This window comes from Azoarcus sp. DN11, from assembly GCF_003628555.1.
In the GTDB taxonomy this organism is placed as follows: Bacteria; Pseudomonadota; Gammaproteobacteria; order Burkholderiales; family Rhodocyclaceae; genus Aromatoleum.
Window position 1 is genome coordinate 4,276,934 of sequence record NZ_CP021731.1, and the last position, 21,152, is coordinate 4,298,085.

Annotated in this window: 16 protein-coding genes; 8 read left to right on the forward strand and 8 right to left on the reverse strand. The window is 67.2% G+C overall.

Annotated features, from left to right (window positions below; all coding sequences use genetic code 11):
* The 5 genes from CDA09_RS19885 (at position 1) to CDA09_RS19905 (ending at position 7,056) form a co-directional block, all read left to right on the forward strand.
* The gene (locus CDA09_RS19885) at positions 1-2,097 is read left to right on the forward strand and encodes a PAS domain S-box protein (protein ID WP_121430227.1); all 2,097 of its coding nucleotides are present in this window, start codon (positions 1-3) and stop codon (positions 2,095-2,097) included.
* 95 nt (positions 2,098-2,192) lie between these two features.
* Positions 2,193-2,837, forward strand: a complete 645-nt coding sequence (locus tag CDA09_RS19890; RefSeq protein WP_121430228.1) for a response regulator — start codon at positions 2,193-2,195, stop codon at positions 2,835-2,837.
* Positions 2,838-3,157: 320 nt separating this feature from the next.
* Positions 3,158-5,305: a multicopper oxidase family protein gene (locus CDA09_RS19895; protein ID WP_121430229.1), complete on the forward strand. Its 2,148-nt coding sequence runs from the start codon at positions 3,158-3,160 to the stop codon at positions 5,303-5,305.
* A 15-nt stretch (positions 5,306-5,320) separates the two neighbouring features.
* Positions 5,321-6,400 (forward strand): SCO family protein, encoded by a 1,080-nt coding sequence (locus CDA09_RS19900; RefSeq protein WP_121430230.1) that lies wholly within the window; start codon positions 5,321-5,323, stop codon positions 6,398-6,400.
* A gap of 2 nt (positions 6,401-6,402) precedes the next feature.
* The gene (locus CDA09_RS19905) at positions 6,403-7,056 is read left to right on the forward strand and encodes a response regulator transcription factor (RefSeq protein WP_121430231.1); all 654 of its coding nucleotides are present in this window, start codon (positions 6,403-6,405) and stop codon (positions 7,054-7,056) included.
* Positions 7,057-7,069: 13 nt separating this feature from the next.
* On the opposite strand, the gene CDA09_RS19910 is transcribed toward CDA09_RS19905, so the two are convergent.
* Both CDA09_RS19910 and CDA09_RS23415 read right to left on the reverse strand, forming a co-directional pair.
* Positions 7,070-8,230, reverse strand: a complete 1,161-nt coding sequence (locus tag CDA09_RS19910; RefSeq protein ID WP_286164257.1) for a S1C family serine protease — start codon at positions 8,228-8,230, stop codon at positions 7,070-7,072.
* A gap of 40 nt (positions 8,231-8,270) precedes the next feature.
* Positions 8,271-8,429, reverse strand: a complete 159-nt coding sequence (locus CDA09_RS23415; protein WP_164844445.1) for a hypothetical protein — start codon at positions 8,427-8,429, stop codon at positions 8,271-8,273.
* A 135-nt stretch (positions 8,430-8,564) separates the two neighbouring features.
* Here CDA09_RS23415 and CDA09_RS19915 point away from each other — a divergent pair, with 135 nt between their 5' ends.
* A complete protein-coding gene (locus CDA09_RS19915; RefSeq protein ID WP_121430233.1) occupies positions 8,565-8,960 on the forward strand; it encodes a VOC family protein in 396 nt (131 codons plus the stop codon).
* Here CDA09_RS19915 and CDA09_RS19920 read toward each other — a convergent pair.
* From CDA09_RS19920 to scpA, 5 genes are all read right to left on the reverse strand, one after another.
* A complete protein-coding gene (locus tag CDA09_RS19920) occupies positions 8,954-9,430 on the reverse strand; it encodes a glycine zipper 2TM domain-containing protein (protein ID WP_121430234.1) in 477 nt (158 codons plus the stop codon). The two genes, CDA09_RS19915 and CDA09_RS19920, sit on opposite strands and share 7 nt — an antisense overlap.
* Positions 9,431-9,655: 225 nt before the next feature.
* The gene (gene accC, locus CDA09_RS19925) at positions 9,656-11,650 is read right to left on the reverse strand and encodes an acetyl-CoA carboxylase biotin carboxylase subunit (RefSeq protein WP_121430235.1); all 1,995 of its coding nucleotides are present in this window, start codon (positions 11,648-11,650) and stop codon (positions 9,656-9,658) included.
* A gap of 142 nt (positions 11,651-11,792) precedes the next feature.
* Positions 11,793-13,325 (reverse strand): acyl-CoA carboxylase subunit beta, encoded by a 1,533-nt coding sequence (locus CDA09_RS19930; RefSeq protein WP_121430236.1) that lies wholly within the window; start codon positions 13,323-13,325, stop codon positions 11,793-11,795.
* Between the two features lie 88 nt (positions 13,326-13,413).
* Positions 13,414-14,430, reverse strand: coding sequence for a methylmalonyl Co-A mutase-associated GTPase MeaB (meaB, locus tag CDA09_RS19935; protein WP_121430237.1), 1,017 nt, complete (start codon positions 14,428-14,430; stop codon positions 13,414-13,416).
* A 58-nt stretch (positions 14,431-14,488) separates the two neighbouring features.
* Positions 14,489-16,651 carry a methylmalonyl-CoA mutase gene (scpA, locus tag CDA09_RS19940; RefSeq protein ID WP_121430238.1) on the reverse strand — a complete coding sequence of 721 codons (2,163 nt, stop codon included), beginning with the start codon at positions 16,649-16,651 and terminating at the stop codon, positions 14,489-14,491.
* Between the two features lie 401 nt (positions 16,652-17,052).
* Between scpA and CDA09_RS19945 the strand changes: the two genes are divergently transcribed.
* Complete coding sequence (locus CDA09_RS19945; RefSeq protein WP_121430239.1) at positions 17,053-17,724, forward strand: GntR family transcriptional regulator; 672 nt, start codon at positions 17,053-17,055, stop codon at positions 17,722-17,724.
* Between the two features lie 122 nt (positions 17,725-17,846).
* Here CDA09_RS19945 and fumC read toward each other — a convergent pair whose 3' ends face one another.
* Positions 17,847-19,247, reverse strand: a complete 1,401-nt coding sequence (gene fumC, locus CDA09_RS19950; protein WP_121430240.1) for a class II fumarate hydratase — start codon at positions 19,245-19,247, stop codon at positions 17,847-17,849.
* Between the two features lie 189 nt (positions 19,248-19,436).
* Here fumC and CDA09_RS19955 point away from each other — a divergent pair, with 189 nt between their 5' ends.
* Positions 19,437-21,140 carry a sensor histidine kinase gene (locus CDA09_RS19955; RefSeq protein ID WP_121430241.1) on the forward strand — a complete coding sequence of 568 codons (1,704 nt, stop codon included), beginning with the start codon at positions 19,437-19,439 and terminating at the stop codon, positions 21,138-21,140.
* Positions 21,141-21,152: the final 12 nt, after the last annotated feature.

A 21,152-nucleotide genomic window follows, 5' to 3' on the forward strand; every position in this document is an offset into this window, starting at 1 on the left:
ATGCGGTTCGGCCGCTCCATTCTCTCCTACCTCCATTTCCTCGTTGCCGTCACGGCCTTGCCGTTTCTGGGCGTGGTGGGCTACGGGTACTACGTCGAACTGCAGGGGGAGTCCGCCCACGCCAAGGCAGCGGCGCACGGCCTGGCGGAGATGGCGGCAGCCAACGTAGGGGAGTTCATCGTCCGGGGGCGGAATTACCTCGCGACCCTGGCGGGCAGTTCCCCGTTTGCGCTCCTTGATGAAGAGGCCTGCCGCCGCGGGCCGGGCGCCGACTTCCACGCCCTCCACCCGGAATTCGCCAGCCTCATGCTGGTCGATGCCCAGGGCAGCATTGTCTGCACCACCGCCGGCGAACATCCGCCCGCCCTGTCGATGGCCGAGCAACCCTGGTTCCGCCAGCTTCTGGACGGCGAGTCGTTTGCCGTCGGCGGGCCGATGGTCAGCCGGCTTACCGGCCGCTGGGTGGCCATGCTCGCCGCCCCCATCCGCAGCGAAGACGGTCGATTGCGGGGAAGCGTCGCCGTGGCCATGGATCTGGTGCGTTACCAGCTCATCTCGCCCCGCGTGGGCGTGCCGCAGGGCACCGCGATGACCATCCTGGCGACCGACGGAACGGTCCTGGCGAGGTCCCCGCAGGGCGACAAATGGGTGGGCAGGAACATCAGCGGGAGCGCGATGGCGGAACACGCGTTGGCGCGCAAGGAGGGCGAGCAGGAGTACGCCGACGTGGACGGCATTACCCGCCTCTGCGGGTTCAGCCCGGTAACCGGCGTGAGCTGGGTCGCGGCGGCCGGCATTCCCACCGAAGTGGCCTTTGCCACGGTCCGCAAGCACGCCATTCATGGCGGGATCGTTCTCGTGCTGGTGATCACCGTGGCCACCAGCGTGTCCCTGTTCATCGCCCGCATCGTCGCCCTCCCGGTGCGCCGGGTCGCCGACGCCGCCCGCGCCTTGCCGGACGACCAACTGGAGTCGCGCCTGACCCCGGAGGGGCCACTGGAGATGAGCGAGGTCGCCGAGAAATTCAACCGCGTACTGGCGGTCCGGGCCCGCGACGCACTGGCGCTCGACGAGAGTCAGCAGCGGCTGCAGGCCCTGTTCGACAACATCCGGGACGGCATCCTCCTGGTGGACGGCAACGCCGCCCACGTGGACGCGAACCCCGCCCTGTGCGCGATGCTGGGCTACTCGCGCGAGGAGATGCTGCACATGGCCCTGTGGGACGACGTGCCGCCGCAACTGCACGGCGAACTGGGCGAGATGTGGCGCCGCTTCCTCGTCACGGGAGCGCTGGAAGGCGAGTTCAAGTGCCAGCGCAAGGACGGAACGCTGGTGGATGTGGAGTACCGGGCCGTGGCCAACTTCATGCCGGACCTGCACCTGTGCTCCGTGCGCGAGATCACCGCGCGCCGGCAGACCGAGGAAAAGCTCACCCGCTACACGGAGCACCTGAAGCTCCTCTCCCGGCGCCTGGTGGAGGTCCAGGAGGACGAGCGCCGGCACCTCGCCGCGGAGCTGCACGACCGCACCGGACAGAACCTGACGGCGATCAACCTGCATCTGAGCATGATCCGGGAAAAGGTGCCGCCCGGCGACACCGCCGTTCGCGCCCGGGTGGACGACGCGATGGCCCTGGTCGGCGCAACCGTGGAGGCGGTGCGCGACGTGATGGCCGACCTGCGCCCGCCGGTGCTGGAAGACTACGGGCTCTCCGCCGCGCTGCGCTGGTACGCCGACGTGTTCTCGCGGCGGACCGGCATCGCCGTCACGGTGATCGGCAGCGAGCCGTCGCCCCGCCTGCCCCGGGCGGCGGAAACGGCCCTGTTCCGGGTCGCCCAGGAGTCCCTGAACAACGTCGCCAAGCACGCCCAGGCGTCGCGGGTGAATGTCGCGCTGGAGGATGGCCCCGCCGTGGCGCGACTCACCATCAGCGACGACGGAGTCGGCTTCGACTTCGACGGCGAACGCCCCCTGGGAGCCGGCTGGGGCATCGTGTCCATGGAAGAGCGGATCGAGGCGGTGGGGGGCGTGCTGCGCATCGAATCGGTCGCCGGGCAAGGCACGCGGATCGTCGTCGAGGCCCCCCATCCGGCGTGATGGCGGGGCTGGGCGGCAGGCCGCGCGTTCATATGGACAATCCCCGCGCGCCGCCCTATAGCTATGGATAGGGGAGTACTCGCTCACGCCCAACAATGACAATCAAGGTTCTGCTCGCCGATGATCACGCCGTCGTACGCGACGGGCTGGGCTTGGTGCTGCAGTCCCAGACCGACATGCAGGTGATCGGCGTGGCCGCCGACGGCCGCGAGGCGCTCCATCAGGCGGTGCAGCACGAACCCGACGTGGTGGTGATGGACATCGCCATGCCGGTGCTCAATGGCATCGAAGCGACGCAGCAGATCCGCGACCGCTGCCCCGACACCGAAGTGGTGATCCTCTCCGTGCATTCCAGCGCCGAGCACGTCTTTCGCGCCTTGCGCGCCGGGGCGCTGGGCTATGTGCTGAAGGAATCGGCGGGGGCGGAAGTGATCGACGCCGTGCGCGCCGTGCACACCGGCAAGCGCTACCTGGGCACCAAGATATCCGACACGGTCATCGAGGACTACATCCGCCAGCGCCACACGGTGAGCCCGCTGGAGGACCTCAGTCCCCGCGAACGCCAGATCCTCCAGCTGGTGGTGGAGGGGCGGACCAGCGCCGAAGTGGCGGAGATCCTCGCGATCTCGCCCAAGAGCGTGGATACCTACCGCAGCCGGATGATGCAGAAACTCGGGATCGGCGACCTGCCGTCCCTCGTCAAGTTTGCCATCCAGCACGGGCTCACTTCCCTCGATTGACCCTTCCCGCAGCATGGCGACGGCAGCCGTGGGCCGGCCACGCATGGGCGTCCCCAATCATGGGTGCATTTTGCCCAACAATGGGTGCATTTCCCCCGGTCATGGGCGAAACCCCCCAGCATGTGTCAGGAATTCCCCGCGCAAATCATCCAGTTTTCCCCACATACGCGTTGCCCCCCTCCGGCTAGGGTGAACTTACCCAATCGTGACGGAGGCGTACCGTGTACCTGCCATCCAATATCTCCGGACCGAGGCTGAGAGAGGCTGAAAACGCGCGTCGCAATCGGCTGGATCTGGCCACGGCCATTTCCCGCGGCCAAGTGACGCGACGGGATTTCCTCAAATGGGGCCTCATCACCGCCGGCGGCGTACTGGTACCCATCCAGGGCTTGAGTCCCTTCGCCGGGAGCGCGCTTGCGTCCAGCAGCAACATTCCGACCGGCCTGCCGCCGAGTCCGCTCTTCGGCGTGCGGCCCTTTACGCAACCGATGCCGCGCTTCGACGTACTGCCGCGCAAGCCGTACACGTTCGGCGCCGGCGTCATGAACCCCCTGCCGGCGTTTCCCGGCGCCCCCGGTCCCGATCCGACCCGGGAAGCCAACACCACCTTGCAGCCCGTGGCGCCCGAACTGGGGGGCGGCCTCGGCCCGATCGAGGGCCGGCCGCCGGGGCCGATCTGGGCGCACCAGCGCTGGGACGAGTTCGAGCCCGGCGTGGTCGTGGAGGTGACTCAGGAGGGCGCCAAGCCGAACACGGCTTACCACCCCGGCGTCTCTTCGCAGCACAATTCCGGGATCGATCCCGCGGTCGCGTTTCATCCGCGCTTCCATCCCGACCTGCCCGACCAGGGCCCCTTGGCCCTGTGGACCTTCAACGGCAGCCTGCCGCCCAAGCTGCTGATGGGGCGTTACCACGAGTCGATCATTCTGCGCCACCACAACCGGCTGCCCGCAGATCCCGCCCAGAATGGCGGCTTCGGCCGTCACACCCTCAGCACCCACGAGCACAACGGCCACCACGGGGCGGAAAACGACGGCTTCACCGGCGCCTTCTTCTTCCCCGGGCAGTTCTACGACTACCACTACCCGATCTGCCACGGCGGCTACTACAGCATGAACCTGGAAGGCTCGGACCCGCGCTGCGGCAGCCCGCGGGACGACGGCGGCATCCACACGCTCGCCGGCGACTACCGCGAGACCATGAGCACGCACTGGTTCCACGACCACATGTTCAGTTTCACCTCCCAGAACGTGTACAAGGGCAATGCCGGGATGTTCAACATCTACAGCAGCCTCGACCGCGGAGCGGAGGACATCGCCGACGGGGTCAACCTGCGCCTGCCCAGCGGGCGGGCCAGCGACAGCGGCAAGACCTGGGGCAATCTCGACTACGACGTGAATCTCATGTTGGCGGACAAGGCCTGGGACGCCGACGGGCAGCTGGCGATGGACATCTTCGACTTCGACGGCTTCCTCGGCGACATGATGACGGTCAATCTGGTGTACCGGCCTTACTTCGAGGTGGAACGGCGCAAGTACCGCTTCCGCATCCTCAATGCCGCGGTCTCCCGTTTCTTCAAGATCGCCCTCAGCGACGGATCGCCGATGATCCAGATCGCCAACGACGGCAACCTGCTGCCGAACCCGGTGGTACTGAGCGAACTCGACGAGCAGGGGATCGCCGAGCGTTACGACATTGTCATCGACTTCTCCCGCTATCACGTGGGCGACCGGGTCTGGATGGTCAATCTCACGGAGCACGAAAACGGCAAGAAACCGAGCCGCGACCTGTCCATCAGCGATGCCGTGGCCGGCAACTCCGCCGATCCTTGTGTCGGCAAGTTCCTGGAGTTCCGGATCGTGCGCAACCCGCCCAAGCCCGACGTCAGCCAGGTCCCGTCCACGCTGATTCCGAACCCGGATCTGTCGCAAAAACCCGTGGCCGCCTACCGGACCTTCGAGTTCGGACGGGGCGCGACGCAGACCACCAACGATCCGGTTTCGAGCTTCTTCGGCCCCTGGGGCATCAAGAGCGACGACGGGCAGACGCTTGCCGCCGACTTCGGCCGCGTCTCGGCGGCCCCGAAATTCGGCACCTGCGAGATCTGGACGCTGGTCAACGGCGGCGGCGGCTGGGACCACCCCATCCACATCCACTTCGAGGAGGGACAGATACTCGCCCGCAACGGCAGCGCGAGCAATGTGCCGCCCTGGGAGCGCGGGCGCAAGGACGTGTACCGGCTGCGGCCGGGAGGCAGCGTGACCCTCAAGATGCAGTTCCGCGACTTCGGGGGCATGTTCATGGAGCACTGTCACAACACCGTCCACGAGGACAACGCGATGCTGTTGCGCTGGGAAATCGATAACTCCGGCGGGGCCTTCCTGCGACCGCTGCCCACCCCGGTCCCGACCCCCCAGGGGGTGACCTTCGTGGATCCCACCGACGTGCTGCCGACGGCGTTCAAGTAAGGAGGATCACAGACGATGCGGAGGCATTGCCACGGTTCACGAAGCGGCACGTTCGGCCTCTGGCTGACGAAGACCACCCTCGCGGCGTTGCTCGCGGCAGCGTCGCCCGCGTGGGGCCACGATGGTGCGGAGCACGGGGCAACGGCCCCGGCCAGCGAAACCCGCCAGGCCGGCGAGGGCGCGGAGGGTCGCGCGCCGGGTGCCGCCCCCGCGCTCTCGCCGCCGCGCGGCAATCGCTGGGGAGCCGGCTATTTTCCCAACGTGCCGCTGGTCACCCAGGACGGCCGCAACGTCCGCTTCTACGACGACTTGCTCAAGGGCAAGGCGGTGGCCATCAACCTGATCTACACCCACTGCGAAGACACCTGCCCGCTGGAGACCGCACGCCTGGCGCAGGTGCAGCAACTTCTCGGCGACCGCGTGGGCCGGGACATCCATTTCTATTCCATCAGCATCGATCCGGAACGCGACACGCCGGCGGTGCTCAAGGCTTACGCCGAGAAGTTCCAGGCCGGCCGCGGCTGGCTGTTCCTCACCGGCCGGGTGGACGACATCGCGCGCATCGCCCGCAAGATGGGCCTCTCCTCCCTCACCGACAGCGCCGACCGGGACGGGCATCTGCCCAGCCTGATGATCGGCACCGCCGACGGCCAGTGGATGCGCCTCTCCGCGACGGACAACCCGCGCTTCCTCGCCACCAAGATCGACACCTTCGTCGGCGGCTGGAAGAACCGCCCCGCAGAGCCCGGCAAGAGCTACGCGGCGGTGCCGCCGATCCCGGCCTTCGATGCCGGCGGCTACCTCTTCCGCACGCGTTGCGCCGCCTGCCACACCATCGGCCGCGGCGACGCCGTGGGGCCGGACCTGCGGGGCGTTATCGGCCGCCGGGAGCGGGCGTGGCTGCACCGCTTCATCAAGACCCCCGACGCCGTGATGGCGGACAAGGATCCCGTCGCCCTGGAGCTGTTCCGCAAGTACAAGGAGGTCCGCATGCCCAACCTGCGCCTCGGGGACGGCGACGTGGACGCCCTGATCCGCTACCTCGAGGCGCAAACCGTTTCCGAGCAGGACAAGCGAGCGCGGACGGGGAGCTAGGCATGGCGATCCAGGTGCTGCTCACCGACGACCACCCTGCCGTACGCGAGGGGCTGGCGCTCCTCCTCCAGTCCCATCCCGACATCGCGGTGGTCGGCATGGCCGCCGACGGCGGCGAGGCAGTGCAACAGGCGCTGCAGCAGGGGCCGGACGTGGTGGTCATGGACATCACCATGGCGGTCCTCAACGGGATCGAGGCGACCGAGCAGATTCGCGAGCGCTGCCCGGGCACGCGGGTCGTCATCCTGTCCGTGCACGGGGATGCCGAACACGTCTTCCGCGCCTTTCGGGCCGGGGCGCTGGGCTACGTGCGCAAGGAGGCGGCGGGCAGGGAAATAACCGATGCGGTGCGCACCGTGCATGCCGGAAAGTGTTATCTCGGGGCGACGATCGTCGACACGGTGATCGAAGATTATGTGCGGCAGCGGCACGCCCCGAATCCCCTGGAAAGCCTGAGTGCCCGGGAGCAGCAGGTGCTCAGGCTGCTGCTGGAGGGGCATACGAGCGCCGAAGTGGCCGAAATGCTTGCCCTCCCGCCCGCCAGCGTGGCCGCCTGCCGCAGCCGCACGATGCAGAAGCTGGGGCTGGGGGATGCCGCCCTCCCGGTCACGCTCGCCCTCGGCAGCGAGCGAAGGTCCGGCGATCGCCCTCGCTGAGGGCGGCGGCGCCTCAGGCGCCCGGCTGCAGCGTCACAGACAGTGCCTGCTCCTTGCCGTCCCGCAGCACGCCGAGTTTCACGATGTCCCCCACGCGGTGGTCGTCCAGCCGGGCGGCCAGCTTCGCGACGGAATCGACGGGCTTGCCGTCGACCGACACGATGATGTCGCCGGGATAGACACTGCCGTTGCGGTCCCGGCGGATACCCCGCAGGCCGGCCCGTTCCGCCGCCGAACCGGGCGCCACGCGCAGCACGAAGACGCCCTCGACCTGGAGTTCCTCGCGCAGGCGCTCGTTCACGGCCTCGTCGATGTCGATGCCCAGCACCGGGCGCACATACTTGCCATCCCTGATCAACTGCGGCACGACGCGCATCACCGTATCGACGGGGACGGCGAACCCGATGCCCGCGGAGGCCCCCGACGGGCTGTAGATCGCGGTGTTGATGCCGATCAGGCGGCCGTTCGAATCGAGCAAGGGCCCCCCCGAGTTGCCGGGATTGATCGCCGCGTCGGTCTGGATCAGGTGATCGATGGTCGTGTCGTCGCCCTCGCCCGGCAGCGAACGGTCGAGCGCGGAGACGATGCCGGTCGTGAGCGTCCAGTCGAGGCCGAAGGGGTTGCCGATCGCGAACACCTTCTGCCCCACCTTGAGATCGCCGCTCGTGCCGATCGGCACCGGCGGCGGCCGCTTGAAGCCCACGCCGATACGCAGCACCGCGATGTCGTGCGCCGGGCTCGCGCCCACCAGCGTGGCCTGGTAGTCGCGCCCGTCGGCGAGCTTCACGGTCGCCTGCGAGGCGCCCTGGATCACGTGGAAGTTCGTCACCACGTGGCCCGCGTCGTCCCAGATGAAGCCCGACCCCGTGCCGCGCGGGACCTGCATCACGTTGCGCGTCCACGCGTCGCGGACGAGCTGCGCGGTGCTGATGTACACGACCGAATTGCGCGTATGCTCGAACAGCTCGATCGTGGACTTCTCGTCCGCGGCGAGATCGCCGCGCGGGGTGACCGTGCGCTCGGCCGCCTGCCTGGGGCTGAACCAGTCCTCGAACGCCGGCAGCATCCGCCACAGCGCCATCAGCGCGGCAAGGGACAGCGTCAGGACGAACACGCGCCACAGGAAACGGTCGCGCGGCGGCATGGAGGGCGGGTAGCGGCGGTCGGGCATCATGATCCGGTGGCAGCGGCAGGAAATGGCATCGACGCCCCCGTCAGCAATTGCCCTTCTTCGCCTGTCCCGGCGGGCAGAAACCGCCGCCGCGCTGGCCTCCCTGACCGGCCGGATCGACCACCACCGAGCCCGCCGGCGTATACACGGCACATGCGCCGACGAGCGACGCCACTGCGATCAGCGCAATGAACAGTTTCATGAGATCTCCATGGGATATGAGGTTACACCGCAATCATAGCCTAGTGCCGGCGTGGTTCGAACGCCGCGACGCACGCGCCGGATCGATCCCGCCGCGGCAGTGTCAAAGGAGATGTACCGGACAGGAGCCATTCACGTGCACGCGCAACTCAACCACACCATCGTCTGGTGCCGCGACAAGCAGAAATCGTCCGGCTTCCTCGTCGATCTCCTGGACTTGCCGGTCCCCATCGCGTTCGGGCCGATGCTCATCGTCGAACTCGACAACGGCGTGTCGCTCGACTTCTGTGAGCAGCCCGGCGACATTTCCCCGCAGCATTACGCCTTCCTGATCGGCGAGGATGGCTTCGACGCCGCCTTCGCCCGCATCGGTGAGTGGGGACTGCCGTATTGGGCCGATCCGGGCAGGACCCGCCCGGGGGAAAGCTACCGCTTCAACGGCGGCCGCGGAGTCTATTTCGACAACCCCGACGGCCACCTGCTGGAGCTCATGACGCGCCCGTACTTCGACGGGGCGCCGGTCGATCAGTAGGGATACTCCGCCACGCGGCCGCCCAGCACGCCGCCCAGCACCGCCCCGACCGCAGTCGCGGCAACGCGCCCGCTGCCCCGTCCCATCCGGCTGCCGAGCACGCCCCCGGCGACGGCACCGACCACCTGACCCAGCGCACGGTTGCCGTCGTTGCGACGGTAATCCGTCGGCCGCTCGTCATAGCGTTCGTCATCGCCGCGATAGCTGCGCGGCTGCTCGTAGTAACGCGTCTCCGGCTCCTGGTAATACACGGGGCGGTCGCGGTACACGATGCGCTCGCGATACTCGACCCGGCGCGGCTCCCGATAGACCACGACCGGTTCCTCATAGACGATCTGGCGCCTGACGATGGGACGGTACTCGCGCTCGTAGCGAACGCCGCCATCCTCATCACAGTCGTCGTGATCGGCGAACGCATTCGCACTGAACACTGCCGAGACCACCAGCACCGGAATCCAGAACCTTTTCATTTTTTTGCTCCTGACGGAAATCTCATGGAACGGTGTGCCCCATGAGCCCTTAACGTCGGGCCCGGAATAACGGCACACCGCAGAGTGTTCCGATTTGTAAGCGTGACGGCCGCTGGCATATACGACGCGGCCGGAGTCGCCCGCCCTGAAAGCGAAAAGCCTGCTTGCGCAGGCTTTCGGGGCTTCCGGCGGGCGCCGCCGCCATCGCAGCGGCGCGGACGGCGATCATTCGAACTCGATGATCACCTCATCCACCGACAGGCTCGCGCCCGGCTTCGCGGCGAGCTTCTTCACCTTGCCGTCCTGCTCGGCCTTGAGCACGTTCTCCATCTTCATCGCCTCGATGATCGCGAGCTTCTCGCCCGCCTTCACTTCCTGGCCTTCGGCGACGCAGATGTCACGCAGCAGGCCCGGCATCGGCGACAGCAGGAACTTCGACATGTCCGGCGGCAGCTTCTCCGGCATCATCGCGAGGAGTTCCGCGGCGCGTTCGGTCATCACGATCGGCTCGACCTGCAGGCCGAAGTGCGAGATGCGATAGCGCAGGCCGCGCCGCTCGATCTGCAGGCAGATCGGCGCGCCGTTCACGGTGCCCTGGAACAGCAGTTCGCCGAACTTCCAGTCGGAGACGATGCGGTAGGTCTTGTCGGCGTGGGTGATCTCCAGGCCGCCGCCTTCCAGGCGATGGACCGTAACCGGATACTGCTTGCCCCCCATCACCACCACCCATGCGCCGCCGACCTTGCGGCCGTGGCCGGCGAGCTGGCCGTCGATCTGCACGGCGCGGTCGATGTAGCGCAGGCGCGCGAAGGTCGCGACCGCCGCAAGTAGCGCCGGATCGTCGTGCGGCACCATCGACGCGTCGAAGCCCTGCGGATATTCCTCGGCGATGAAGCCGGTGTTGAAGTTGCCCGAGCAAAAGCGCGGATGCTGCAGCAGCGCCGCCTGGAAGGGGATGTTCGAGTTGATGCCGCGGATCACGAAGGCGTTGAGCGCGTCGCGCATGCGCTCGATCGCCTGCTCGCGGTTCGCGCCATGCACGATCAGCTTGGCGATCATCGAGTCGTAGTACATCGAGATCTCGCCGCCCTCATACACGCCGGTATCGACGCGCACCTGGCCCTCGACCTCCTGCGGCGCCTCGAACTTCACGAGGCGGCCGGTCGAGGGCAGGAAACCGCGGAACGGGTCTTCGGCGTTGATGCGGCATTCCATCGCCCAGCCGTTGATCTTCACGTCGGCCTGCGCGAGCGGCAGCTTCTCGCCGTCGGCGACGCGGATCATCTGCTCGACGAGGTCCAGCCCGGTGATGAGCTCGGTCACCGGGTGCTCGACCTGCAGGCGGGTGTTCATCTCCAGGAAGTAGAACTCCTTGGTCGCGCCGCTAACGACGAACTCGACCGTGCCGGCCGACTCGTAGTTCACCGCGCGTGCCAGCGCCACCGCCTGCTCGCCCATCGCCTTGCGCATGTCGGCGTCGAGGAAGGGACTCGGCGCCTCCTCGATGACCTTCTGGTGACGGCGCTGGATCGAGCAGTCGCGTTCGTTCAGATACACGTAGTTGCCGTGCGCATCGCCCAGCACCTGGATTTCGATGTGGCGCGGTTCGAGCACGTATTTCTCGATGAAGACGCGGTCGTCGCCGAAGGAGTTGCGCGCCTCATTCACGCACGACGAGAAGCCTTCGAAGGCTTCCTGGTCGTTGTACGCGACGCGCAGGCCCTTGCCTCCGCCGCCGGCGGAGGCCTTGATCATCACCGGGTAGCCGATCTTCTTCGCGATCTCGACCGCCTCGGCCGGACCGGCAATCGCGTCGTTGTAACCGGGGATGGTGTTCACGCCGGCTTCGATCGCGAGCTTCTTCGACTCGATCTTGTCGCCCATCTTGGCGACCGAGTAGTGCTTCGGTCCGATGAACTTGATGCCTTCCTCTTCCAGGCGGCGCGAGAACTCGGCGTTTTCCGACAGGAAGCCGTAGCCCGGGTGAACCGCCTCGGCGCCGGTCTGCTTGCACGCGGCGATGATCTTGTCCATCACGAGGTAGGACTCTTTCGACGGCGCCGGCCCGATGCACACGGCCTCGTCGGCCATCTCGACGAAGAGCGCGTCCTTGTCGGCCTCGGAATGCACGGCGACGGTGGCGATGCCCATCTTGCGGGCGGTCTTGATCACGCGGCAGGCGATTTCGCCGCGGTTTGCGATCAGGATTTTCTTGAACATTTCTTTCCTCAATTCGAAGCGACAACTGAGCGATATGGCGCACGCAGGGCAAGGCGGCGACGCAGGCTGCGACGAGACAGTACGCCAGTACGGCGAGGAGCTGACGAGGAAGCCAACGCCGCCGTGCGTGATGCCAGATCGCTCAGAGCGGGATGTTGCCGTGCTTGCGCCAGGGATTTTCGAGTTCCTTGTTCTTCAGCATCGACAGCGAGCGGCACACGCGCTTGCGCGTCTCGTGCGGCATGATCACGTCGTCGATGAAGCCGCGCGCGCCGGCGACGAACGGGTTCGCGAAGCGGGCCTTGTACTCGGCCTCGCGCTGGGCGATCTTCGCCGGATCGTCCTTCTCGCCGCGGAAGATGATCTCCACTGCGCCCTTCGGCCCCATCACCGCGATCTCGGCCGACGGCCACGCGAAGTTCACGTCGCCGCGCAGGTGCTTCGAGCTCATCACGTCATAGGCGCCGCCGTAGGCCTTGCGCGTGATGATCGTGACCTTCGGCACCGTGCATTCGGCGTAGGCGTAGAGCAGCTTGGCGCCATGCTTGATGATGCCGCCGTATTCCTGCGCGGTGCCGGGCATGAAGCCCGGGACGTCGACGAGGGTCACCACGGGAATGTTGAAGGCGTCGCAGAAGCGCACGAAGCGCGCCGCCTTGATCGAGCTCTTGATGTCGAGGCAGCCCGCGAGCACCAGCGGCTGGTTCGCGACGATGCCGACCGGTGCGCCTTCCATGCGCGCGAAGCCGATGATGATGTTCTTGGCATAGTCGGGCTGCAGTTCGAAGAAGTCGCCGTCGTCGACCATCTTGAAGATGACTTCCTTCATGTCGTACGGCTGGTTCGGGTTGCTCGGCACGAGCGTGTCGAGCGACATGTCGAGGCGCTCGGCCGGATCGACCGCCGGCACGGTCGGGGCCTTGTCGCGGTTGCTCGAGGGGATGAAGCCGATCAGGCGGCGGGTCATCATCAGCGCCTCGACGTCATTCTCGAACGCGAGGTCGGCCACGCCCGACTTGGTGTTGTGCGTGATCGCGCCGCCCAGTTCCTCGGCGGTCACTTCCTCGTGGGTCACGGTCTTCACGACTTCGGGACCGGTCACGAACATGTAGGAGGAATCCTTCACCATGAAGATGAAGTCGGTCATTGCCGGGCTATACACCGCGCCGCCGGCGCAGGGGCCCATGATCAGCGAGATCTGCGGCACGACGCCCGAGGCGATCACGTTGCGCTGGAACACGTCGGCGTAGCCGCCGAGCGAATCGACGCCTTCCTGGATGCGCGCGCCGCCCGAGTCGTTCAGCCCGATCACCGGCGCGCCGACTTTGAGCGCGTGGTCCATGACCTTGCAGATCTTCTCGGCATGCGTCTCCGACAGCGAACCGCCGAACACCGTGAAGTCCTGCGAGAACACGAACACCAGGCGGCCGTTGACGGTGCCGTAGCCGGTCACCACGCCGTCACCGGGAGTATGGTCCGCTTCCATGCCGAACTCGGTGCAGCGGTGCTCCTTGAACATGTCCCACTCTTCGAAGCTGCCTTCGTCGAGCAGCAGCTCGATACGCTCGCGCGCCGTGAGCTTGCCCTTGGAGTGCTGCGCGTCGATGCGCCGCTGACCGCCGCCGAGGCGCGCCTTCGCACGCTTGTCGTCGAGCTGGCGAATGATGTCTTGCATTGATGACCTCTCCTTGACTTGTTCTGCTGTCCCCGGCCTTGTGCCGGCCGGGCGTTCAACTTCAATTCTGTTGCCGACGGCTCACGCCCTACGAAGCGTCCTTCTCCACATATCCAAGCAATCGCAGCGCGGCGGCCGATGGCGTCGTCGTCCCCTCCTCCACCGCACGCGCCAGCCCCGGCAATTCGTGCTTCACCTGCGCGTGCCCACGGAAATGACTGCGCAGCCCGGCGTCGATCAGGTCCCACATCCACGCCAGTGCCTGGTGGCGCCGCTTGGCCGCGAACTCCCCCGACGCCGTCATCGCACGGCGATAGTCCGTCACCGTCGTCCAGAAGTCCGCGACGCCCTGCTTTCGTAGCGCCGAGAGCGTCAGCACCGGCACCGTCCAGTTCGGGCTCGCCGGGCGCAGCATGTGCAGCGCGGTCTTCATCTGCGACTTCGCGCGCATCGCCGCACCGGCATCGATGTCGGCCTTGTTGATGACGATGAGATCGGCGATCTCCATGATGCCCTTCTTGATCGCCTGCAGGTCGTCGCCGGCGTTCGGGAGCTGCAGCAGGCAGAAGATGTCGCTCATGCCGGCAACGGCCGTCTCGGACTGCCCGACGCCCACCGTCTCGATGATGATCACGTCGAAACCGGCGGCCTCGCACACCAGCATCGTCTCGCGCGTCTTCTCGGCGACGCCGCCGAGGCTTCCCGCGGACGGGCTCGGGCGGATGAAGGCGGCGGGGTTCTGCGACAGCAGCTCCATGCGCGTCTTGTCGCCGAGGATCGAGCCGCCCGTCAGCGACGACGACGGATCGACGGCGAGCACCGCGACACGCAGGCCCTGCTCGATGAGATACAGGCCCAGCGCCTCGATGAAGGTCGACTTGCCCACGCCCGGCACGCCCGAGATGCCGACCCGCATCGCACCGCCCGTGTGCGGCAGCAACGCCTCGAGCACATGACGCGCGCGCGCCTTGTGGTCCTCGCGCTGCGACTCGATCAGCGTGATCGTCTTCGCGAGCGGGCGCAGCTCGCGCGCGAGCACGCCGTCGACCAGCACGCGGTCGGCAGCATCGAGGACGGGCAGGTGTTCGGGCGTATTCATCGACATGGGTTAGATCGACAAAAAGGGCGACACGGCCGTCGACCGGTCGCCCCGTTCGATGGGATCAGGCCTTGCGCGTCGCGCGGATCTGCTTCAGCACCTCGCGCGCGGCCGCCGGAATCGGCGTGCCCGGCCCGAAGATGCCTTTTGCCCCGGCAGCATACAGCGTGTCGTAGTCCTGTGCCGGGATCACGCCGCCGACGAAGACGACGATGTCGTCCGCGCCGAGCTTCTTCAGCTCGCCGACGATCTGCGGCACCAGCGTCTTGTGGCCCGCGGCAAGGCTGGAGCAGCCGACCGCGTGCACGTCGTTCTCGACCGCGTGGCGCGCAGCCTCTTCCGGCGTCTGGAAGAGCGGGCCGATGTCGATGTCGAAGCCGAGGTCGGCGAACGCGGACGCGACCACCTTCGCGCCGCGGTCGTGGCCGTCCTGGCCGAGCTTGGCGATCATGATGCGCGGGCGGCGGCCCTCTTCGGCGACGAAGGCTTCGATCTCGGCCTTCAGGTCCTTCCAGTCGGCATCGTTTTCCACGACGGCTCCATACACGCCGGACACGGCTTGCGGGTTGGCACGGTAGCGGCCGAAGACCTTCTCCAGCGCGTCCGAGATCTCGCCGACGGTCGCACGCAGGCGCACCGCCTTCACCGCGAGGTCGAGCAGGTTGCCGTCGTTGGTCTCGGCGCACTTGGTGAGCGCTTCGAGCGCGGCCTGCACCGCGGCGGCGTCACGCGTCGCGCGGATCTTGTTCAGACGGGCGACCTGCGCCTCGCGCACCGCATGGTTGTCGATGTCGAGGATCTCGATCGGATCTTCCTTCGCCAGCTTGTACTTGTTCACGCCGACGATGACGTCCTTGCCCGAGTCGATGCGCGCCTGCTTGTCCGCCGCGCATTCCTCGACCTTCATCTTGGCCCAGCCGGACTCGACCGCCTTGGTCATGCCGCCCATCGCCTCGATTTCCTCGATCAGCGCCCAGGCTTTGTCGGCCATGTCCTGCGTGAGCTTCTCCATCATGTAGGAGCCGGCCCACGGATCGACGACGTTACAGATGTGCGTCTCTTCCTGGATGATGATCTGGGTGTTGCGCGCGATGCGGGCCGAGAACTCGGTCGGCAGCGCGATCGCTTCGTCGAGCGCGTTGGTGTGCAGCGACTGCGTGCCGCCGAAGACCGCGGCCATCGCCTCGATCGTCGTGCGCACGACGTTGTTGTACGGATCCTGCTCGGTGAGCGACCAGCCGGACGTCTGCGAGTGCGTGCGCAGCATCATCGACTTCGCGCTCTTCGGGTTGAACTGCTTCATGATCCGCCACCACAGCAGACGCGCCGCGCGCATCTTGGCGATCTCGAGGTAGAAGTTCATGCCGACTGCCCAGAAGAACGACAGGCGACCCGCGAAGGTGTCCACGTCCATCCCGCTCTTGATGCCGGTGCGCACGTACTCGAGGCCGTCGGCGAGCGTGAAGGCGAGCTCGATCGCCTGGTTCGCGCCCGCTTCCTGGATGTGGTAGCCGGAGATCGAGATGCTGTTGAACTTCGGCATGTGCGACGACGTGTACTGGAAGATGTCGGCGATGATCTTCATCGACGGCGTCGGCGGGTAGATATAGGTGTTGCGGACCATGAACTCCTTGAGAATGTCGTTCTGGATGGTCCCCGAGAGCTTGTCCTGGCTGACGCCCTGCTCCTCGGCGGCGATGATGTAGCCGGCGAGGATCGGCAGCACGGCGCCGTTCATCGTCATCGACACGGAAACCTTGTCGAGCGGGATGCCGTCGAAGAGGATCTTCATGTCTTCCACGGAATCGATCGCCACCCCCGCCTTGCCGACGTCGCCGGTCACGCGCGGATGGTCGGAGTCGTAGCCGCGGTGGGTCGCGAGGTCGAACGCGACCGACACGCCCTGGCCGCCGGCGGCGAGCGCCTTGCGGTAGAAGGCGTTGGACTCCTCGGCGGTCGAGAAGCCGGCGTACTGGCGGATGGTCCACGGCTTCACCGCGTACATCGTCGGCTGCGGGCCGCGCAGGAAGGGCTCGAAGCCGGGCAGCGTGTCGGCGTGCGCGAGGCCGGCAGTGTCGGCCTTCGTGTACAGCGGCTTCACCGCGATGCCTTCGGGCGTCACCCAGTTGAGCTTCTCCATGTCGCCACCCGGCGCCTGCTTCGCGGCGGCCTTGTTCCAGGCTTCCAGATCCGACTGCGGATAAGCCGGCATCTTGTCGTTCGGCATGACAAACCCTCTCTGATTCCAAAGTCCGCGGAAAGCGGCGTTACGGTGTCCCGTACTGATGAATAAAAACTGCCCTGGCGACGACGAGACCGCCCGCAGTCCATGGACCACGGGCGGTCGCCGGCGCTCCCGCGCGATCGACGCAGCTCCCTCTCCCTCTCGCCCCCGCAACGCATGGCGTGGCCGGCGCGATTTCCCTTTCTGCGTTCGTGCCCGGGAAGTTGACTTGTGCGAGCGGAGAAATAATACTTTATCCATAATTATGAATGCAACAGCGAAATCGACCGCGTGTCGCTGAGGTGTTTTTCGGGAAACCGCGCATGCGCCGAGCCGGCCCGCGAGAAGGTTTTCCGCAGACCCGCTAGACTCGCGGCCGCCACACCCTGACCGCCAAATTACTCATGACTGCATCCCGCATCGCCCCCCTCGCCCTGTACCAGGAGGTGGCCGAAAGACTGCGCCAGCGCATCTTCTCGCACGAACTGCCGCCCGGCACCTGGGTGGACGAACAGGCGCTGGCCGACGATTACGGGATCTCGCGCACACCGTTGCGCGAAGCGCTGAAGGTGCTTGCGTCCGAAGGCCTGGTCACGCTCAAGCCGCGCCGCGGCTGCTACGTCACCGAGATCTCCGAGCGTGACCTCGACGAGATCTTCGCCGTGATGGCACTGCTCGAAGGCCAGTGCGCGCAGACGACCGCGCAGAAGGCCACCGACGCCGATCTCGATCGCCTGCGCGGCATCCACGCCGACCTCGAAAAGGCGGCGGCGGCCGAAGACATCAACGGTTTCTTCGAGGCCAACCAGTCCTTCCACCTCGCCCTGCAGGAGATCACCGACAACCGCTGGCTGCAGCACGCGATCGAGGACCTGCGCCGCGTCATCAAGCTGTCGCGCCACCACTCGCTGTTCAGCGAGGGACGCCTCGAACAGTCGCTCTCAGAACATCGGGACCTCCTCGCCGCGCTCACCGGGCGGCGCGCCGAGGAGGCCGAACTGCTGATGCGTGCCCACATCCGCAGCGGCCGTGCCGCCCTCGGGCGCATCGCCAAGGCGCGCAACAAGGTGGCGTGAGCAACGTCGTCGAAGAATCGTAGGGCGGAAAAGCGAAGCGCCTTCCGCCGTATACGTGGGTCGATCCGGACACCTCACCCGGCGGATAACGCCTTCGGCTCATCCGCCCTACGGAGCGTCCCTCACCCGCCCGGCCGCGTCATCGCCTCCGCATCGACCCACAGGTCGAACTCTTCCGCCCGGACGTAACCGCTCGCCAGCGCCGCCTCGCGCAGCGACAAGCCTTCCCGGTGCGCCTTCTTCGCGATCTCGGCGGCACGGTCGTAGCCGATGTGGCGGTTGAGCGCCGTCACCAGCATCAGGTTCTTCTCCAGATTCGCGCGGATACGCGGCAGGTTCGGCGTGAGGCCGCGCGCGCAATGCTGCTCGAAGGCGGCGCACGCATCGGCGAGCAGAGCGATGCTCTCCAGCACGTTGTGCGCCATCACCGGCTTGTAGACGTTGAGCTGGAAATTGCCCTGCGTGCCGGCGAAGGCGACCGCAGCGTCGTTGCCGAACACCTGCACGCACACCATCGTCAGCGCCTCGCACTGCGTCGGGTTCACCTTGCCCGGCATGATCGACGAGCCCGGCTCGTTCTCCGGGATCAGCAATTCGCCGATGCCGCAGCGCGGCCCGCTCGCGAGCCAGCGCACGTCGTTCGCCATCTTCATCAGCCCCCCCGCGAGCGTGCGCAGCGCGGCCGAGCACTGCACCAGCGCATCGTGTGCCGCCAGCGCGAAGAAGCGGTCCGGCGCGCTGCGGAAAGGGTGGCCCGTCAGCTCCGCGATCGCCGCCGCCGCGCAGTCGCCGAAGCGCGGATGCGCATTCAGCCCGGTCCCGACCGCCGTGCCGCCGATCGCCAGCTCATACAGCCCGGGCAAGCTCGCCCGCACCGCGGCGAGCCCGAAATCGACCTGCGTCACCCACGCGCCGATCTCCTGCCCGAGCGTGACCGGCGTCGCATCCTGCAGGTGCGTGCGCCCGGTCTTGACGACTTCCTCGTAGGCCCTCGACTTTTCCGCCAGCGTGTTGCGCAGGCGCTGCACGGCAGGCAGGAGGCGCTCGTGCAGTTCGCCGACGATCGCGATATGCATCGCCGTCGGGAAGGTATCGTTCGACGACTGCCCGCGATTGACGTGGTCGTTCGGATGCACCGGCCGCTTCGAGCCGATCGTGCCGCCCGCGAGCTCGATGGCTCGGTTGGCGATCACCTCGTTGGCGTTCATGTTGGACTGGGTCCCGGAGCCGGTCTGGAACACGACCAGCGGAAAATGCGCGTCGAGCTCGCCGGCGATCACTTCGTCGGCCGCCCGCACGATCAGCGCCGCGACCTCCGCCGGCAGTTCGCCCAGCTCGGCATTCATCTGCGCCGCGGCCTTCTTCAGGATCCCCAGCGCACGGATCATCGGCCGCCCCCAGCGGAAGCGGTCCGTGCCGATCGGGAAATGGGCGAGCGAGCGCTCGGTCTGCGCGCCCCAGTAACGGTCCGCCGCGACCTCGACGGGACCCATCGAATCGGTTTCGCTGCGTGTCGCCACCATGCCTGTCTCCCAGCCGTTTTCCGGCGTACCCGTCTTTGACGCCCGCGGCCGGCGGGGATTCCTCCTCGCACGGACTCCGTGATTTTGTCACTTAGCGCAAGCATTCCGCGCGGCTACCATTCACACCGGGCGAGGAAGCGGCGACTTGCGGCCGCGAGCGACGCGCAGCCCACAGAGAGACTCCACGCGATGCCTGGAACCAACGGCAACTCCAATACGCAAGCCCGCCTGTACACACCGAGCGCCGGCGCCGGCAGCAGCCCCGAGCTGCGGCGGGTGCTGGCGAACATCCGCGTCCTCGTCGCGATCGTCGCCGCCACCGAAGCGATGACGCTGTCGGCAACGACGCGCCCGACCATGATGCTCGCCGTGCTCGGCTACGCCGCCTGGGCCGGCTGGCTGTGCTGGGTCGAACTCAACGGCCTGCGCTCGCTGCGCTCGCCGCTTGCCTCGTGGATCGACGCCGTCTGGATCCTCCTCTTCGCCTGGCTCGCCGGCACGCAGGGCATCACCTACACGCTGCTGCTGCTCTTTCCCGTGCTCTTCGCCGCGCTCAGCTTCGGCTTCCTGACCGGCCTGGCCGTGTCGCTGTTCGCCGCGGCGGGCGTCACTGCCGAACTCATGCTCCGCGACCCGTACGCCGGCACGCTTGCGCTCGAGGTGATCCTGCAGCCCCTCTCGATCCTGATGCTCGGCCCGCTGGTGGCGGGACTCGCGCGCGCGGGCGTGCGGATGAACGAACAGGTCACGGTGGCCGACCGGCTTCTCGGCGAGGCCGACCCGCGCCTGGGCGTGAAGCGCGTCGCCAAGACGCTGCTGCAGGGACTCGCCCGCCACTTTGCCGCCGACCTCGGCCTTCTCATGATCTGGCTCCCCGGGGGCGAAGCACGCCTGTTCCGCGCCGACGGTGACGGCAACTTCAGCGAAGTCGGCGGCGAACTGCACGACGCCCTCGTCGCCGCCCTCGCGGCAGTGCCTGCGAACATCGCCTGCATGCATCACCATGCCCACCTGCTCGGGCGGATTCCGCTGCGCTACACGAGCGGCTTCGATCTCGTCAGCCGCACCCCGACCGCCGCGGCACGCGCGGCCGTGCAGGACCTCGCCGACGCGCTCGACGCTCGCTCCATGCTCGTGATTCCCCTGTGCCGCCGCGGCCCCCATCCCTGCCGCCTCGTGCTCGCATCCGGCCAGCGCCGCTACCGCTCGCACGACGCCGAACTGCTCGCGGGCGTACTCGACCAGCTCACCCCGGTGATCGAGAACGCCGGCCTGCTCGAACGCCTCGCCGACGAAGCGATGGCCACCGAACGCGCACGCATCGGCCGCGATCTGCACGACACCGCGATCCAGCCCTACCTCGGGCTCAAATACGGCATCGAGGCCCTCGCCCGCAAGGCCAGGCCGGACAATCCGCTGCGCGACGACGTGCAAGCCCTGCAGCAGATCGCGCTGGAGGAGCTGCACACGCTGCGCGAACTCGTCAGCGGCATGCGCGACGGCAGCAACAACGGCGACGACGCCCTGCTGCCGGCACTGCAGCGCCAGGCCAAACGCTTCCGCGAGCTGTTCGGGATCGACGTGGCGGTGCAATGCGAAAGCGCCATCCCGATGCGGCGCAAGCTCGCCGCGACGATCTTCCCGATGGTCAGCGAGGCCCTCACGAACATCCGCCGCCACACCTCGGCGCCCCGCGCCGAGATCCTCGTGCGCAGCGACGACGATGCCTACGTCGTGAATATCCGCAATCCACATGACATCCACTCGCCCCCGCAATCCTTCGTGCCGCGGTCGATCGTCGAACGCGCGGAGTCTGTAAGTGGATGTGTCGTAGTCGACATCCGGCAAGACGGCATTACTGATCTAATGATCTCGATCCCGAAGACAGCATGAGCGGCAAAGATC

Excerpts from the sequence above, each read along its gene's own strand:
- CDA09_RS19930 (WP_121430236.1), bottom strand. The coding sequence starts at position 13,325 with ATGCAAGACATCATTCGCCAGCTCGACGACAAGCGTGCGAAGGCGCGC.
- fumC (WP_121430240.1), bottom strand. The coding sequence starts at position 19,247 with ATGGTGGCGACACGCAGCGAAACCGATTCGATGGGTCCCGTCGAGGTC.
- scpA (WP_121430238.1), bottom strand. The coding sequence starts at position 16,651 with ATGCCGAACGACAAGATGCCGGCTTATCCGCAGTCGGATCTGGAAGCC.
- CDA09_RS19905 (WP_121430231.1), top strand. The coding sequence starts at position 6,403 with ATGGCGATCCAGGTGCTGCTCACCGACGACCACCCTGCCGTACGCGAG.
- CDA09_RS19910 (WP_286164257.1), bottom strand. The coding sequence starts at position 8,230 with ATGATGCCCGACCGCCGCTACCCGCCCTCCATGCCGCCGCGCGACCGT.
- CDA09_RS19955 (WP_121430241.1), top strand. The coding sequence starts at position 19,437 with ATGCCTGGAACCAACGGCAACTCCAATACGCAAGCCCGCCTGTACACA.
- CDA09_RS19885 (WP_121430227.1), top strand. The coding sequence starts at position 1 with ATGCGGTTCGGCCGCTCCATTCTCTCCTACCTCCATTTCCTCGTTGCC.
- CDA09_RS19900 (WP_121430230.1), top strand. The coding sequence starts at position 5,321 with ATGCGGAGGCATTGCCACGGTTCACGAAGCGGCACGTTCGGCCTCTGG.
- CDA09_RS19920 (WP_121430234.1), bottom strand. The coding sequence starts at position 9,430 with ATGAAAAGGTTCTGGATTCCGGTGCTGGTGGTCTCGGCAGTGTTCAGT.
- meaB (WP_121430237.1), bottom strand. The coding sequence starts at position 14,430 with ATGTCGATGAATACGCCCGAACACCTGCCCGTCCTCGATGCTGCCGAC.
- CDA09_RS19890 (WP_121430228.1), top strand. The coding sequence starts at position 2,193 with ATGACAATCAAGGTTCTGCTCGCCGATGATCACGCCGTCGTACGCGAC.
- CDA09_RS19945 (WP_121430239.1), top strand. The coding sequence starts at position 17,053 with ATGACTGCATCCCGCATCGCCCCCCTCGCCCTGTACCAGGAGGTGGCC.
- accC (WP_121430235.1), bottom strand. The coding sequence starts at position 11,650 with ATGTTCAAGAAAATCCTGATCGCAAACCGCGGCGAAATCGCCTGCCGC.
- CDA09_RS23415 (WP_164844445.1), bottom strand. The coding sequence starts at position 8,429 with ATGAAACTGTTCATTGCGCTGATCGCAGTGGCGTCGCTCGTCGGCGCA.